Consider the following 16364-nt stretch of genomic DNA (forward strand, 5'->3'; position numbering starts at 1 on the left):
CCTGGCTGTGCGGCGTCCAATCTAGCCCGACAGGGCATGCAGGGGCAGGAGGCAGGGGTGATCGGGACGCGCGGGATCCGCATCGGCGGGCGGGACTGGCAGGTGGCGGGCCAGCAGGGCGACAGCTTCTTCCAGCATGCGGAAGGCCATGCCGCGGGCATGGCGGAGATGGCGGCGGTCGCCGCCGCGGTGCTGCCGGAGGACGGGGCGGTGCTGGATGTCGGCGCCAATATCGGCCTCTCGGCCTTGGCCCTCGCGCCGCTGGTCCAGCGCGGGCGGATCCTGGCGGTCGAGCCCTCCCCGCGCACGGCGGAGGCGCTGCGGCGAACGCTGGCCATGAACGGGCTGGAGGATCGGGTAGCGGTGGAGGCCGTCGCGCTCGGCGCCGCGCCGGGCATGGCCGAGTTCCACGAGGCGGAGCATTCGGCGGGTGCGCATCTGATGGACCCGGCGACGCTGGGCGGCGCGGCGCTGCCCAAGGTACGGGTGCCGGTGGAGACGGTGGATGCCCTGGTGGCGCGGCACGGCGTCGCGCGGCTCGACTTCGTGAAGATCGATGTCGAGGGGTTCGAGACGGAGGTGCTGGATGGCGCGAAGGGCACGCTCGAGCGCTTCCGCCCCGCGGTCTTCGCGGAGTTCAATGCCTGGGTCCTGCAGTGCAACCGCAATGTCAGCCCGCGGGCGGTGCTGGAGGACTGGCTCGCGCGCTTCCCGGTGGTGCATGCCCTGCGCGGCGCGGAGAAGCCGCTGCGCATCGGGCCGGACAACCTGCTCGCCTTCCTGCACGACCATCTGGTGGTGCGCGGCTGCGCCGATGAACTGGTGATGGGATTCGACGACGCATGGGTGTCGAGGTGGCGGCCGGTGGGCTGAGCAAACCCAGGCCGGTCCAGGCCGGGTTCCGGCCTGCCGGGATGGGGCCTGGGGAAGGCAGGGCCTTCCCCAGGCTTCAGTGCGCGACCTGCAGCGCTTCCTCGGCCGCGATGCCCAGGCACTCCTCGATCTGGGCCCGCAGCCGGCGCAGGTTGCGGTGCTGGCTGAAGCTGCGCTTCAGCGCCTGCTTCGTCTCCGCCGCCAGGGCCGGGAGTTCGGCGGCCGAGCAGCCGATGTCACCGGCGATGCCGGCGAGCAGCCCGGCCAGGGTGCCGTCGAAGGCCGAGGCCGGCGGCGGCTGCACATGATGGACCGAGACACGGGAGAGCAGCGGCGCCGGGATGCCGCGGGTCTCGTTCGCCGCCATCACCCAGACCACGTTGCGCAGGTCGGCCGTGGTGCGCAGGCACTCGTCATACCAGCCCGCGGCGCTCTCCGGCTCGATCATGGCCAGCAGCGTGTCATGCGCACGGCCATTGCTCTCGCGCTGGCCGCCGGCCTTCTCGACCTCATCGAGGAAGAGCACCGGGTTCGGCGCCTGCAGCCGGGCCAGCTCGGCGATCGGCCAGGCCGGCGTCGCGGCGGACCAGCCGCGGGCCGTGCCCTGGAGGCAGCGGTTGTCCGTGGCGCCGCCCAGGTTGAGGCTGCCGAAGGGCAGGTTCAGCGCCTGGGCCAGGCGGCGGGCGAACCAGGTCTTGCCGATGCCCGGCGCGCCGACCAGCAGGATGGGCCGGATGCGCGGAGAGGGCCGGCCGGCATGGGCGGCGAGCGCCAGGGTGCGGCGGATCTCCTTCAGCGGCGCGGCGAAGGCGGGTGCCGCCTCGGCCAGCGCCTCGATGCGCTTCACCGCATCGCGCGGCACCTGGCGGAGCGGCAGCGGCGCGGCCAGCGGCTGGTAGAACTGCCACTCGGAGCGGTCGTTCGGCGGCTCGAAAGGCTGCAGCACGGTCACCGTGCCGGGGCCGGCCCTCGGCGCGGGCGGCGGCTCGGGCACGGCCGGGGCGGATGCCGTGGTGGCGGGCAGGCCGAGCGCTTCGGCCATCCGCCGGTGCAGCGGGCGGCCGCTGTCCGGCCCCTGGACATGGCGCAGCCAGAGATCGGCGGCGAGCCGGCTGGCGAGCACGAAATGCCGCAGCCGCGCCGGGTTGGCGGCAGCGGCGCCGAGGCCGCGGGCCTCGCCATGCAGTCGGTACTGCAGCGCCTCGACGCAGGCGAGCGCGCCCTGGCGGGCAAGCGGCCCGCCCCGCTCGGTCACGATGCGGGTCGCGGCCAGCACGAGGTCCGAGCCCTGGGCGAAACGGCCGGCGATGGTGCCGAAGCGCAGCGCGAATTCCAGCAGCCCGGCATCGTCGCCCGCCTGCAGCGGGCCCTCGCCGATGCGGGAGGGGAAGAGCGGCGAGCGGAGATGGTCGAGCAGCGCGGCTTCCAGCGCCACCAGCTCCTCGCGCTCGATGGCGAGCCAGAGCCAGAGAGGCGGGGTCTTCTCGTCGCCGAAGAGCAGGACGGAGCCCTGGGGCGTCGCCTCGGTGGTCTGGCAGTCGGAGGCCGACGGCATGGTCTGGCTGTCGAGGTGCGTATCGGGCACGGGCGGGGCTCGCTCCCACTGTTCACAAGTAAGCGAGACCAAAGAACACTGACCTCAGCGGTTTGTGAATACAATTCTACAATCAGCATGCGGAACGACCAGCCTGGTGGCAGCGAAGCGGCGAGGCCGGGCGGCAATTCCCCATGGCGCGCGGGCGGCGAAACGCTCATATCGCCCGCGCATGATGGGCGGCCGGCGCCGCCCCAGGGGAACGCCACGATGCATGTGACACGACGCGGCCTGCTGGCCGGCGCGGGGGCGGCGCTGCTGCCGATGGGCGCGCGCGCGCAGGGAGATGCCGCTTCCCTCTGGCCGAACCGCCCGATCCGGCTGGTGGTGCCCTTCGCCGCCGGCGGCGCGGCGGACAGCGCGGCGCGCGCCATCACGCCGCTGATGGCGCAGAAGCTGGGTCAGAGCTTCGTCGTGGAGAACCGCACCGGGGCGGGCGGCAGCGTCGGCGGCGCCGCGGTCGCCCAGGCGGCGCCGGATGGCTACACGCTGCTCTGGGATGCCTCCTCCCACCTGGTGAACCCTGCCCTGATGCGGGGCCTGCCCTTCGACTATGCCGGCTTCACCCCCGTCTCCCTGGTGGTGACCTTCCCCGGCGCGCTGGCGGTGAAGCAGGATTTCCCGGCGCGGACGGTCGCCGAGTTCATCGCGCTCGCCAAGGCGCGGCCGGGCGCGATCAGCGTCGGCACCCAGGGCAATGCGACGGCCGGCCATATCGGCCTGCTGCAATTCTGCAAGCAGGCGGGGATCGAGGTGATCCACGCCCCCTATCGCGGCGGCGCGGATGCCGCGCGCGACCTGGCGGCGGGCGCGATCGACGCCACCTTCTCCACCACCGTCAGCGCCGGGCCGGTGGTGGACAGCGGCCGGGCGCGCTTCCTGGCGGTCACCTCGCTGGCGCGGGTCCCGAGCCGGCCGGAGGTGCCGACCCTCGCCGAGAACGGCTTCCCCGGCTTCGACTCGAATGAATGGGCGGCGCTGTTCGGCCCGGGCGGGATGCCGCAGCCGATCGTGGCGAAGCTGCACGCGGCGCTGGCCGAGGCGCTGGCGGATGCCGGGGTGCGGCAGCGCCTGGCGCAGCTCGGCGCCGTGCCGGTCGGCAGCCCGCCGGCCGAATTCGCCCGCTTCGTGCGGGAGGGGCGGGAGCAGATGGCCACGCTGGTGCGCGAGGCCGGCATCCGGCTGGATTGACGCGGCGCGCCCCCCGCCCCGCCCGGCGTGAGGGACACCGAGTACCCGCTACCTCCCTCCCCTCCCGCGCCCTCCGGCGCGGGCCCCTTCGGCGGCAGTGCCGTCCCCCCTGAGCGGGGCGTGATCCGGACCCTTCCCATGCCCTTCGACAGCGCCGCCCCGCGCGGCCACGCCACCGGCATCCTGCTGATGCTGGCCGCCGTGCTGCTCTTCTCGCTCAACGACGTGCTCGGCAAATGGCTGGTCGCCACCTATGCGGTCGGGCAGGTGATGGTGCTGCGCAGCCTCGCCTCGCTCGTCGTGCTCTCACCGCTTGCCTGGCGCTCACTGCGGGCGGCGCGGTTCCGGGTGGAGCGGCCCGGCCTGCAGGCGGCCCGCGTGCTGCTGGGCGCGGCGGAGGCGGCCTGCTTCTACTGGTCGGTCGGGCACATGCCGCTGGCGGATGCCATGACCTACTGGATGGCGGCGCCGATCATGGTGACGGCGCTGGCCGCGCTGTTCCTCGGCGAGCGGGTCGGGCTGCGGCAATGGGGGCTGGTGCTGCTGGGCTTCCTCGGCGTCGCGGTGGCGCTGGGCGCGGATTTCGCGGGGCCGCTGCTGCCCGCCCTGGTCGCGCTCTGCGGGGCGCTGCTCTATTCGCTCTTCCTGCTCTCCAGCCGGCAGTTGCGGCGGACGCCGGATGTGGTGCTGGCCTGCTTCCAGATGCTGGGCGGCCTCGCGGTCGGGCTGGTGCTGCTCGGAATCGGCGGCTGGCGGGCCCCGGATGTTGTGGATCTCGCCCTGCTGCTGATGCTGGGCCTCGTCGCGACGCTCGGCCATATGGGGGTGACGCGGGCGCTGAAGCTCGCCCCCGCCTCGGTGGTGGTGCCCTACCAGTACAGCTTCCTGCTCTGGGCCGCGCTGTTCGGCTGGCTGGTCTGGGGCGACGTCCCCGGGCCGGCGCTGCTGGCCGGCGCCGTGCTGATCGTCGGCGCCGGGCTGCTGCTGTTCCGGGATCAGCAGCGGGGGTGATGCGGAGGCAAGGGTTCCTGGAACCCATGGGCAAGCGAAAGCGGGGGGAGTCCGGCAAGGGGCTCCCCTTTTTCGTTGAATGCAGGGGACCGGTGCCCGGACCTGCCGATCGACCCTGGTGTCCCGCGTGCAGTCGCCACACCGCCGAGGCACGACGTCGGCCCGCACGCGAGACCTGGCGGCCGGGGCCGGGACTCCCGCCGCATGATGGCAGTTTGCCACCGGCAGGACCGACCCGCCGGGAATGAAAACCAGGCGCGCCCCTCAGCCCGGCGGCGCCGGCTTCTGTTCAGACGAAGGTCAGCAGCCGCCGCGGATTGCCGATGAGGATCGCCTGCACCTCCGCCTCGCTGAAGCCGCGCGCCTGCATCAGCGGCACGACATTCTCGAAGATATGGCCGTAGCCATGCCCGCCCCAGCGCGTCAGCCGCGTGCGGTAGCAGATGTCGTGGCTGATCACCACGCGCTCCAGATGGCCGCGGGCGATCAGGGCGCGGATGAGCCGGAGGCGCATGGCGTCGTTCGGCATGTCGATATCGGCGAGCGGATAGAAGCTCGCCTCCTGGCCGAACAGGTCGAACTCGATCACCACGCCGGAATCGGCCAGGCGCAGCAGCCGGTCCTCATCGAAGATCGTGCGGTCGACATGGCTGATGATGACGCGGGACGGGTCGGCGCCATGGGCGCGGACGAAATCCGCGACCTCCTGCGGCTGGTCGGGATGGCGGCCGGGATGCACGTTCAGCGCCGCGCCGGTCTCGGCCATGGCGAGCAGGGCGCCGGCCATCACGCGCTGCTCCTGTTCGGTCCAGGGCGCCTGGCAGCCGATCTCGCCGATGATGCCGGCACGTATCCCGGTGCCCCAGGCGCCGCACTGCACTTGGTCGATCATCTCGCGCGCGAAGTCCTCGACGCCGCGCGCGGCATTCGCGGGATCCTGGTATTCGTGGACGTAGTGGCCGCAGCCCATGACGATGTGGATGCCGGCCTCGGCCGCGAGCCGGGCCAGCGCCGCCGGGTCGGGATCCAGCCCGCCGCAGGTCAGCTCCACCATCGTCCGGCCGCCGGCCGCGCGCATGGCGACAAGTTCGGCAACCGCCGTCGGCTCGCAGCGGAAGCGGAGGTTGCCCGGCGCCTTACGCTTGCGGCCATAGTTGATGGCGAAGCAGTTGCAGAGGGTGATCTCCGGCCCCTGGTCGGGATCCGCGCGCATCGCCGGCGTGCGGATGTCCCAGATCAGGTGCTCATGCATCAGGGTGGGGCCGAGTTCGGCGGGGTCGATGGGCCCCAGCACGGTCTGGGCACGGCCGCGCAGCGCGTCGCGCGTCAGCCGGGTCATCGGATGGCCTCCGGGCCGCTGGCGGGCGTGATGAGCGGGCTGCTGTGGCCGTCGAGGAAGGGCATGGCGGCATCTCCGGTTGGAGCCGTTCCGCCGCCATGGTGCACCGGCACGACCTGCCTTGAACAGGGCACCGGGTTCCGGGCGGATGCGGTTGGCGGGGCTCCCGCCAATGGCAGGCCGGGGCTTCCCGGCGCTCACCGCCGCCTCAGCGCGCCGCCCGCCAGCGCAGGAAGTCCGCCAACTCCGGCAGCCGCCGCGGCGCCTCCGCCGGGCCGGTGAGCCGCAACCCGATCTCCGGCGCCTCCGCCACCGGCTTCGCGGCGATGCGCAGGTCCAGCGCCCCGCGTCCCAGATCGATCTCGCCGGTCGCGGTCGCCTCGCCGCCACCTTCCGTCACCAGGCGCATCGCCGCCAGCACCGCCCGTCCCCCGGCGAGTTGCGCCATGCCCTCCAGCCGCTCGAAGGCCGTCGCGCCATTGGCCAGCGCGTGCCGCAGCGCTGCCTCGGCCGGGCCCAGCTCCGCCAGCCCCGCCGCCGCCTGCACGGCGCCAAGATCCAGCCCCACCAGCACCCCGTCCCGGACCGCCATCGCGACTTCGCCGGAGAGCGTTGCCAGGATCGCGGCCATGCTGTGGCCTTCCGCCTGCAGCCTTGCCGTGCCCTCCACCCGCCCCGCGCCGAGGTCCAGGGGCAGGTCCAGCAGCGGGCTCGCCAGGGCCGCATCGGCCAGCCGCGCCTCCAGCGCCAGGCGCGGCGGGCTGGCCGCCCCCTCCAGCACCAGCGCCCCGCGCAGCGTGCCGCCGCCGAGCCGCGCCTGCAGCCCCTCCAGCCGCAGCGTGCCGGCCGAGAGCTTCAACGCCGCCGCCGCCTGGTGCAGCAGCACGGCGCCGGCCGCCTCCACCCGGCCGGCTTCCACTGCCAGCTCCGCATCCAGCGCGGCCAGGCGGTCGAGCCCGAGTGGCTCCACCCCGCGCAGCGGCGGCAAGGGCAGCGGCAGCGCCTCGGCGGCGAATCGGCCGGAGAGGCGCGGCCGCGCCCCGTCCCGCGCCAGCGTCACCTGCCCGCGGCCGCGGAAGCCGCCCGCCACCAGGTCCAGATGCTCCGCCGTCAATGTCCGGCCCTGGCCCGAGAGCGTGGCGATGACGGAGAAGGATCCTTGGCCGAGCCAGCTCCCGACCTCCTCCCCCAGCAGCGGCGCCAGCAGCCGCGGCGCGCCGGGGTGGCGCAGCGTCAGGTTGCCCGTCCCCTTCCCCTGCACCGCATCGAGCGTCGCCGTCGCCTCGGCCCGGAGGGCACCGAGATCGCCTTCCACCCGCAGCGCCAGCGCCTCCGCCGCGCCGCCGCCGGAGACGCGCAGCGCGAGCGGCTGCACCAGCAGCGGGGCGAGGCCGGACCACTCCGCCGGCAGGAAGGGCACCAGCGCCGCCCCGGCGCCGCTGAGGTCCAGGCTGACATCCGCCACGCGCAGCGGGGTGCCGAGCTGCACCGCGCCGGAAGCGGCGACATCCATCTCCCCTGCCCGCAGCACCAGGCGGCGCAGCGTGGCGCGGCCATTCTCCAGCGCCGCGTCCAGCGTCGCCCGTTCCGCGACCAGGTCGCGCCAGGCCACGCGCTCGGCGGCGATGCGGAGGTTGAGGTCGAAGCCCGCAAGGCCGGCCGGGAGGCCGGCGGCGTCCGGCAGCGGCGGCACCAGCCCGTTCAGGTCGAGCCGGTCGAAGGTCAGCCCCAGACCGACCGAGGGCCGCGGCCCGGCCTGTCCTCCCTGGCGCCAGACGCCGGCGCCGCCCACCCGCGCGCCGTCCACCGTGGCGGTCAGGTCGGAGATCGCCGCCTCATTCCCCTCCAGCGCCAGCTTGAAGCGGCCTTCCGCCATGCGCAGCCGGGCCGGATCGGTGCCGGCCAGCGGCAGGCCGAGCGCCGCCAGCGTCTCCCGCATCGCCCGCCCGGCGAACTGCACGGCGAGTTCCATGCGCGGCCCGGCCGTCGCGCCGGCCACCTCGATCTCGGTCTCGCCAGGCAGCAGGGCGGAGATGTCGGAGAGGGAGAGCCGCTCGCCCTCCAGGAAGAAGGCGCCGCGCAGCCGGCGCAGCGGCAGGCCGGCAAAGGCGGTCGCCTCGGCCGAGAGGTCGATGCTGACCGGCACGGCGCTCGGCAGGGCATAGCCGCGCGCGCCGCGCAGCGCCGCCACCCAGGCCTCCAGGTCCAGCCGACCGGCCGCGAGCGTGATGTCGAGCCGCGGCTCGGGCGCGAGACGGAAGGTGGCGGCGCCGCGCGCCGGCTGGCCGCCGAGATCGAGGGTAAGCCCGTCCGCCGCCAGCAGGTCGGCCGCGGCGGTCAGCCGGCCGGTGGCGCGCCAGGCAACGGCCGGGGCGGGCAGCAGGGCGGCAAGGTCCTGGCCGCCCGCCTCCAGCCGCCCATCGAAGCCCCCCTCCGGCGCCAGCACCCCGCGTGCTGAGACGGTCGAGCCGGCGGCGGCGAGGGTGAGGTCGAGCGGCGCGACGCCATCGAAGCCGGCGCGGCCGAGCTGGCCGGAGAAACGCACGGCATAGCCGCGCCAGGCGAGGCTGCCCTCCGCCACCATCGCCTCCACCGGGCCGCCGGTGACGAGGCGGGCATTCACCGCCTCCGCCTGCAGCGTGCCGATGCGCAGTCGGCAATCCTCAAGCCGGGCGTCGAGCGCGCCGAACCAGGGCGAGAGGCGGAAGCCGGGCAGCGCGACGGGCGGCCAGGGCAGGCTGATCTCGCCGCCGATCAGGACGATCTCGCGCGGCTCCAGCCGGCCGGCGACGAGAGCCCCGAGATCGAGGCGCAGCTGCATGCTGCGGGCTGCGACGCTGACGCCATCCCCGGCCGGGCCGATGGAGACGGCCGCCGCCTCGACGCGCGGCTGGGGAAGCAGGACGAGGGTGATGGGGCCGTCGAGGCTGACGGGACGGCCGAGGCGGGCGCTGGCAAGTTCCGCAAGCTGCGGGCGCCAGGATTCCCAATTGAGCAGGTGCGGGGCGACCCACAGCGCGGCAGTCAGCAGCGCCACCAGACCCGCAACGCCGATGGCGATTCTACGGGACCATGAAGGGGACTCCGCCCCCTTCACCGGGTCCCGGTCGGAAGCGCCAGCGTCTCCGCCGGGTGCCCGGTCCGCCGGGGCCGAAGCCTGGCCCGGGACTCCGCGAAACTGGCCCTCAGACAGGGGAGCCCCAGCCGCCACCGCCGGGCGTTTCCAGCACGAAGGCATCGCCCGCCGCGAGCTCGGCGCTGCCGGTATTGCCCGCGATCACCTCGATGCGGCCATCGGCGCGCTCCACCCATTGCCGGCCGGGCGCGCCATCGGCGCCGCCCTGCAACCCGTGCGGCGCGACATTGCGGCGGGAGGCGACGATCACCGCCTGCATCGGCCGCAGGAAGCGGATCTTCCGCCGCGACCCGTCGCCGCCGCGCCAGCGCCCGGCGCCCCCGGAGCCGCGGCGGATCGAGAATTCCTCCAGGCGGACGGGGTAGCGCAGTTCCAGGACCTCCGGATCGGTCATGCGGGTGTTGGTCATATGCGTCTGCACCGGGCCCCAGCCATCGAAGCCCGGGCCGGCGCCGACTCCACCACAGACCGTCTCGTAATATTGGTACACATCATCGCCGAACAGCAGGTTGTTCATCGTCGCCTGGGCCGAGGCGCAGGCGCCGAGCGCGGCGAGCAGCGCGTTGCAGGTGACCTGGCTGACCTCGGTATTGCCCGCGACCACCGCCGCGCCCCCGCCTTCCCCATGGGGCAGTGGGGAGAGGAAGGTGCCAGGCGGCACCACGATCTCCAGCGGCTTCAGGCAGCCATCGTTGAGCGGGATCTCCTCCCCGACCAGGGCGCGGAAGCAATAGAGCACGACGGCGCGGCAGACCGCCGCCGGGGCATTGAAATTGGTCGGGCGCTGCGCCCCGGTCTCGGTGAAGTCGATGACGGCGCGGCGGTTGGGGCGGTCCACCCGCACCGCGACCTTCAGCGGCGTGCCGTCATCCAGGCTGGTCTCGAAGCGGCCGTCCTGCAGCCGGTCGAGGACGCGGCGGACGCTCTCCTCCGCATTGTCCATGACATGCCGCATATAGGCCCGGACGGTGTCGAGCCCGACATCGCGGACCGCCCGCTGCAACTCCTGCACGCCCTTCTCATTGGCCGCGACCTGCGCCTTGATGTCGGCGACATTCACGTCCGGCGAGCGCGCCGGGTAGGTCGCGGAGGCGAGCAGGGCGCGGAACTCCGCCTCCCGGAACCGCCCCTGCTCGACCAGGAGGAAATTGTCGATGACGACACCCTCCTCCTCCAGCGTCCGCGACACCGGCGGGGTGGAGCCGGGGGTCAGGCCGCCGATATCGGCATGGTGGCCGCGGGAGCCGACGAAGAAGAGGATCTCCCGGCCTTCCGCATCGAAGACCGGCGTAATCACCGTGACGTCCGGCAGGTGCGTGCCACCGTTATAGGGGTTGTTCAGCGCCACCACGTCGCCCGGCCGGAGCGTCGCGCCGCGTTCCCGGATCACCGTCCGCACGCTCTCGCCCATGGCGCCGAGATGAACGGGGACATGGGGCGCGTTGGCGACGAGGGCGCCCGTGGCATCGAAGATCGCGCAGGAGAAATCCAGGCGTTCCTTGATGTTCACGCTGAGAGAGGTGTTCTGCAGCACCGCGCCGGTCTGCTCGGCGATGCTCATGAAGAGGTTGTTGAACAGCTCCAGCATCACCGGGTCGGGCCGGCCGGTCGCCTCGACGCGGGTCGCGGCGCGGGGCGTGGTCCGGCGCAGGACCAGGTGGTTCAGCGGCGTCACCTCGGCGGTCCAGCCGGGCTCGACCACCGTGGTCGCGGTCGCCTCCCGGATCAGGGCCGGGCCGGCCAGCCGGTCGCCCGCCAGCAGGGCCTCGCGGTCGAAGACCGGCGCCTCGGCGGCCTCGCCACCGGTAAAGAGCGGGACGGTGTCAATCGGCGCGGGGGCCTCGCCGGCGGCGCGCGCCGGCAGCCTTGCCTCCTCCACCGCCTCGCCGGCGGCGGTCACCTCGGCGATGCAGGCCTCGACCACCACCTCGCGTTCGGGCGTGGCGAAGCCGAAGCGCTGGCGATGGGCGGCGGTGAAGGCTTCCAGCACCGCGTCATGCGCGCCGAAGGGCACGGGCAGGAAACTGTCCGTGCCGGCATAGCGCAGATGCAGGCGACGCGCGGCGGCGATGCGCCCCTCCGGCGCGCCCTGCTTCAGCAGCTCGGCCCGGCCTTCCTCGGCCAGCCGGTCCAGGGTCGCGGCGAGCTCCGCCATCCCCCCGGGCGCGAGCGGCGCCTCCACCGCCGCCTCCCGGATCACCGTCTGGTCGGCGAGGCCCATGCCATAGGCCGAGAGCACGCCGGCGAAGGGGTGGATGAAGACCGTCTCCATGCCGAGCTCGTCGGCGACGAGGCAGGCATGCTGCCCGCCGGCGCCGCCGAAGCACTGGAGGGTGTATCTGGTGACGTCATGGCCCTTCTGGATGGAAACCTGCTTGATGGCGTTCGCCATGTTGGCGACGGCGACGCGCAGGAACCCCTCCGCCACCGCCCGCGGGTCCTGGGGCGTGCCGGTCGCGGCCTCGATCTCCTTCGCCAGGGCCGCGAATTTTTCCCGCACCACCCCGGCATCCAGCGGCTGGTCGCCCTGCGGGCCGAAGAGGCTGGGGAAATGCCGCGGCTGGATCTTGCCGACCATGACATTGGCATCCGTCACGGTCAGCGGCCCGCCGCGGCGGTAGCAGGCCGGGCCCGGGACCGCGCCGGCGCTGTCCGGCCCGACCCGGTAGCGGGCGCCATCGAAATGCAGGATGGAGCCGCCGCCGGCCGCGACCGTGTTGATCGCCATCATCGGCGCCCGCATGCGCACGCCCGCGACCAGCGTCTCGAAGGCCCGCTCGAACTCCCCGGCATAGAGCGCCACATCGGTGGAGGTGCCGCCCATGTCGAAGCCGATGATCCGGTCGAACCCGGCCATCCCCGCCGTGCGCGCCGCGCCGACGATGCCGCCCGCGGGGCCGCTCAGGATTGCGTCCTTGCCCTGGAAGGAGCCTGCCTCGGCCAGGCCGCCATTGGATTGCATGAAGTAGAGTCGGACACCCGGCAGCTCGCCCGCCACCTGCTCGACGTAACGGCGCAGGATCGGCGACAGATAGGCATCCACCACGGTGGTATCCCCGCGCGGCACGATCCGCGGCAGCGGGCTGGCCTGGTGGGAGAGGCTCACCTGCGGAAAGCCCACCTCCCGCGCGATCGCGCCGAGGCGCAGCTCATGCGCCGGATGCGCCCAGGCATGCATCAGCGCGATGGCGACGGCGCGAATGCCGTCATCGAAGGCGGCCTGCAAGGCGGCGCGGGCGCCGGCCTCGTCGAGCGGCTCGATCTCCGCGCCGTCCACCGCGACGCGGCCGCCCACCTCCGCCACGCGCTCATGCAGCAGGTCGGGCAGCCTCACATTCAGGTCGAAGAGCCGCGGCCGCGCCTGGTTGCCGATCCGCAGCAAGTCGGCGAAGCCGCGGTTGACCAGCAGCAGCACCCGCTCGCCCTTGCGCTCGAGCAGGGCGTTGGTGGCCACCGTGGTGCCCATCTTCACCGCCTCGATGGTCCCGGGCGCGATGGGGGCAGCCTCCTTCCCGCCGCCCCCTAGGCCGAGGATCTGCCGGATGCCGGCGACGGCCGCGTCCCGATAGCGTTCAGGGTTCTCGGAGAGCAGCTTGGCGGTCGAGAGCCGCCCCGCAGGATCACGCGCAACGATGTCCGTGAAGGTGCCGCCACGGTCGATCCAGAACTGCCAGGAACCGCTCATCGCACCCTCCGTCGCTTGCGTGATGGCAATGTCGGGCGCGCGGCGCAAGGCCGCCACCGGGACACAGACATTTCGTTTTATATGTATAATTATGTTGTCAAGGTGACAGTGCAGAGGACACCCCGCATGCCGTCACAGCGCCACCCATCCGAAGGCCCCATCATCTCTTCCACCCATCTTGCCGCCGACGCCTCGCCCGCGCTGGCGGAGATCGAATATGGCCTGATCCTCGCCGGCCATGCCTTCCAGCGCTGGATGGTCCGCTGCATGGCCGCTGCCGGCAGGCCTGGCCTCTCGCCCATCGAGATCCTGATCCTGCACACCGTGCAGCACCGCGACCGGCCGAAGCGCCAGGCGGAGATCCTGCTCGCGCTCGCCATCGAGGACACGCATATCGCCACCTATGCCATCCGCAAGCTGGCCGCGGCCGGGCTGCTGCGGACCAGCCGCGCGGGGAAGGAAAAGCTGGTGGTGATCACGCCGGAGGGCGCCGCGCTCTGCGCCCGCTATGCCGAGCTGCGGGAGCGGCTGCTGGCCCAGCCGGTCAGCCAGGGCGGGCCGCCGGCCGCGGAGATGTCGGCCATCGCGGCCCTGCTCCGGACGCTCTCGGGCGTCTATGACGCGGCCTCGCGTTCGGCCGCGACGCTGTAGCGCGCCTCCGGGAAGGGGCGCTTCGCCGGCAGGCGCGCCATGCTCCCGGGAAGGGCCGACCGCAGCCGCGAGACCCATGCGCCTGCCGGCCGCAACGGCGACACCGCCCTGAGGCTCCGGCCGGTCACCCTCTCCATGGCCCATCCCGGCCGCACGGTGCCGGAGCCCTGCACGGCCCATGCCCGGAGGCCGGGCTGCGCCATGCGGACCGGCGATGGCCGGGGCGGCGCATCACGGAGGCGTGCCACACCGGGCCGGCGCGGAGCGGCCGTCCATCCCCTTCGACCGGATGGCCGTCCGGGAACGCGCATCCGGGCGGGCGCCGTGGGCGCGCCTGGCCTGTCCCTTCCCATGCTTGTCTGCCGGGGATGTCAGCCCAGCTCTTCCCAAGGGGCCGGCGCCGGGGGCGCAGCAAGCCTCCCCGACGAGGCCCCCGGCGTGGTAAGCCGCGCCATTGGACAGGGATTCCGGGCATTGAGCCTCTGGGGCAAGATCATCGGCGGCGTGGCGGGCTTCGTGACCGGGGGGCCGCTCGGCGCCGTCATGGGCGCGGCACTCGGCCATGCGGCGGACCAGGGCGGCGGGCGGGCCGGGCCGGGCGGGCTCTTCGGCCGCCCCTCGGTGAAGGAGGCCGCCGACCTCGCCGCCATGCTCGGCTCCAAGGAGCAGCTCTTCGCCATCTCCGTCGTCGTGCTGGCCGCCAAGCTGGCGAAATGCGACGGGCCGGTGAAGCGGGAGGAGATCGACGCCTTCAAGCGGCTGTTCCGCATCCCGCCCGAGAGCCTGAGGGAGATCGGCCAGCTCTTCGACCAGGCGCGCGATTCGGCCGATGACTACCGCTCCTTCGCCCAGCGCCTGGGCGAGGCCTTCGCCGACAACAAGGGGATGCTGGAGGACGTGCTGGCCGCGCTCTTCCAGATCGCCCGCGCCGATGGCCCGCTGACCAAGGCGGAGGTCACCTATCTGCAGAATGTCCAGCTCGGCTTCGGGCTGGCGTCGACGGCCTGGGAAAGGGCCCGGGACGGCCGCACCCAGCAGCAATCGGCCGCCGCGGCGCCGACCGGGCCGGACCCCTATGGCGTGCTCGGCGTGCCGGCGGATGCGAGCGACGATGCGGTGCGGCAGGCCTGGCGCCGGCTGATGCGGGAGAACCACCCGGACAGCCTGGCGGCGCGCGGCGTGCCGGCGGAATTCGTCAAGCGCGCGACCGACAAGGTGGCCGAGATCAACGCCGCCTGGGACCGGGTGAAGCGCGAGCGCAAGCTGTGAGATTCCGTCGCGCCGATCAGGCATGCCCCGGTGGGCCCGCAGGCGCGGCCGGCTGCGCTTCGGATGGGCTACGCCGCCCGCGCCTGCTCCGCTTTGATCACGAAGGAGCGGCCCGCACGCCCGCCACGACGGATAACGGCAACCGCCGGAAGCGCGAAGGCGAACGCCAGCGGTGAGGCACGCGCACCAGCCATGACCCTCTCGATTCGGGAGCTGCCCAGCCCGAACCATGACGAGCGGCCGGACGGCACGCCGGTCGACGTCCTGGTGCTGCACTACACCGGCATGCGTTCGGGCGCCGAGGCGATCGCCAGGCTGCGCGATCCGGCGGCGCGCGTCTCCGCGCATTACGTGGTGGAGGAGGATGGGGCAATCTTCCGGCTGGTGCCGGAGCATCGCCGCGCCTGGCATGCCGGCATCTCGCACTGGCGCGGCGAGACGGGGATGAACGGTCGCAGCATCGGCATCGAGCTCGTGAACCCCGGCCATGAATGGGGCTATCGCCCCTTCCCCGCCCTGCAGATGGCGGCCGCCTGCGATCTCTGTCTGGAGATCCTGGCGCGCCATCCCATCCCGGCGCGGAACGTCGTCGCCCACAGCGACATCGCGCCCGACCGCAAGGAGGATCCGGGCGAGTTCTTCGACTGGGAAGGGCTGGCGGCGAATGGCGTCGGCCTCTGGCCGCACGCCGATTCGGTGCCGCCCGCGCAGGCCGGGGACGCGCCCGCGCTGCTCGCCGCTATCGGCTACCGCACCGACCTGCCGCTTCCCGTGCTGCTCACCGCCTTCCAGCGCCGCTGGCGGCCGGAGCGGGTGGATGGCGTCGCCGATGACGGCACGCTGGCGTGCCTCGCCGCCGTCGCTGCGCTGATCGCGGCGTAACGGGCCGAATCGCCGCATTCGTGGCGTTGACGCGCCATGCCCCGCGGGGGCATGACACCGCCGCGCCAGGTGGCCAGACGACCGCTGGCCCTCGCCGCGAGGCGAGGGCTGGAGGAAAGTCCGGGCTCCACGGGAACACGGTGCCGGCCAACGGCCGGCGGGCAGAGGAAAGCCGGCGGTCCGCCGCCGGCGGCCCAAGGCCCAGGGAAAGTGCCACAGAGAGCAGACCGCCCGCGCGCCGCAAGGTCCGCGGGCAAGGGTGAAAGGGTGCGGTAAGAGCGCACCGCGCCCCCGGCAACGGGGGCGGCATGGCAAACCCCACCGGGAGCAAGGCCGAATAGGGGTGGCCGGCGGCGGTCCTTCGGGGCCGTGACGCAAGGGCGTTCCCGCCCCGCCACCCGGGTTGGCCGCGTGAGGCGCGCCGCAAGGCGCGTCCCAGAGGAATGGTCGTCCCATCCCCGGGATTCCCGGGGTGGACAGAACCCGGCTTACCGGCCGCCTGGCGCCCTTTTTCCACAGCCCTGTCCACATGGTTGCCACACCATGTTCGAACCGCTTAAAGAACAAAGTGACAACGTAGATCGGATACCATTGACAATCCGCCGTTTCCTACGGACGCCGCGAGTCTTCATGCTAAGAGCCTAAGAATCCGAGATTTCGCGTCGCAGGGTTAGTGCGACGGAACGGCATTCTCCCTTGTCGTCCCAGGTTGTGGCGTGCTATCCCAGGCTAT

The 16364-nt window shown here is 73.2% G+C and carries 10 protein-coding genes and 1 other RNA gene; 7 read left to right on the plus strand and 4 right to left on the minus strand.

The window, feature by feature from the left end:
• Positions 1-57: 57 nt before the first annotated feature.
• Positions 58-873 (plus strand): FkbM family methyltransferase, encoded by an 816-nt coding sequence (locus tag LHA35_RS14700; protein WP_226609074.1) that lies wholly within the window; start codon positions 58-60, stop codon positions 871-873.
• A 76-nt stretch (positions 874-949) separates the two neighbouring features.
• Here LHA35_RS14700 and LHA35_RS28970 read toward each other — a convergent pair whose 3' ends face one another.
• Complete coding sequence (locus LHA35_RS28970; RefSeq protein WP_226609076.1) at positions 950-2458, minus strand: AAA family ATPase; 1509 nt, start codon at positions 2456-2458, stop codon at positions 950-952.
• 219 nt (positions 2459-2677) lie between these two features.
• Between LHA35_RS28970 and LHA35_RS14710 the strand changes: the two genes are divergently transcribed.
• Together LHA35_RS14710 and LHA35_RS14715 are read left to right on the plus strand one after the other, a co-directional pair.
• Positions 2678-3658, plus strand: coding sequence for a Bug family tripartite tricarboxylate transporter substrate binding protein (locus LHA35_RS14710; RefSeq protein WP_226609079.1), 981 nt, complete (start codon positions 2678-2680; stop codon positions 3656-3658).
• Positions 3659-3778: 120 nt separating this feature from the next.
• The gene (locus LHA35_RS14715; RefSeq protein ID WP_226609082.1) at positions 3779-4669 is read left to right on the plus strand and encodes a DMT family transporter; all 891 of its coding nucleotides are present in this window, start codon (positions 3779-3781) and stop codon (positions 4667-4669) included.
• 289 nt (positions 4670-4958) lie between these two features.
• Here the strand turns inward: LHA35_RS14715 and LHA35_RS14720 are convergent, their stop codons facing one another.
• From LHA35_RS14720 to LHA35_RS14730, 3 genes are all read right to left on the minus strand, one after another.
• Entirely contained in the window at positions 4959-6008 is a 1050-nt protein-coding gene (locus tag LHA35_RS14720; protein WP_226609084.1) for a phosphotriesterase family protein, read from the minus strand.
• A 208-nt stretch (positions 6009-6216) separates the two neighbouring features.
• Positions 6217-9246 carry an AsmA family protein gene (locus LHA35_RS14725; protein ID WP_226609088.1) on the minus strand — a complete coding sequence of 1010 codons (3030 nt, stop codon included), beginning with the start codon at positions 9244-9246 and terminating at the stop codon, positions 6217-6219.
• Positions 9194-12829: a hydantoinase B/oxoprolinase family protein gene (locus tag LHA35_RS14730; RefSeq protein WP_226609091.1), complete on the minus strand. Its 3636-nt coding sequence runs from the start codon at positions 12827-12829 to the stop codon at positions 9194-9196. The genes LHA35_RS14725 and LHA35_RS14730 overlap by 53 nt, the downstream gene beginning before the upstream one ends.
• Positions 12830-12955: 126 nt before the next feature.
• On the opposite strand from LHA35_RS14730, the gene LHA35_RS14735 reads away from it, so the two are divergent.
• The 4 genes from LHA35_RS14735 (at position 12956) to rnpB (ending at position 16138) form a co-directional block, all read left to right on the plus strand.
• The gene (locus LHA35_RS14735; RefSeq protein WP_226609093.1) at positions 12956-13480 is read left to right on the plus strand and encodes a winged helix DNA-binding protein; all 525 of its coding nucleotides are present in this window, start codon (positions 12956-12958) and stop codon (positions 13478-13480) included.
• A gap of 474 nt (positions 13481-13954) precedes the next feature.
• A complete protein-coding gene (locus tag LHA35_RS14740) occupies positions 13955-14749 on the plus strand; it encodes a TerB family tellurite resistance protein (protein ID WP_226609096.1) in 795 nt (264 codons plus the stop codon).
• 192 nt (positions 14750-14941) lie between these two features.
• A complete protein-coding gene (locus tag LHA35_RS14745; RefSeq protein WP_226609098.1) occupies positions 14942-15631 on the plus strand; it encodes an N-acetylmuramoyl-L-alanine amidase in 690 nt (229 codons plus the stop codon).
• 65 nt (positions 15632-15696) lie between these two features.
• An RNA gene (gene rnpB / locus LHA35_RS14750) (RNase P RNA component class A) lies at positions 15697-16138 on the plus strand.
• The last annotated feature ends 226 nt before the right edge of the window (positions 16139-16364 follow it).

It is taken from the genome of Roseicella aerolata (assembly GCF_020523605.1).
GTDB lineage: Bacteria > Pseudomonadota > Alphaproteobacteria > Acetobacterales > Acetobacteraceae > Paracraurococcus > Paracraurococcus aerolatus.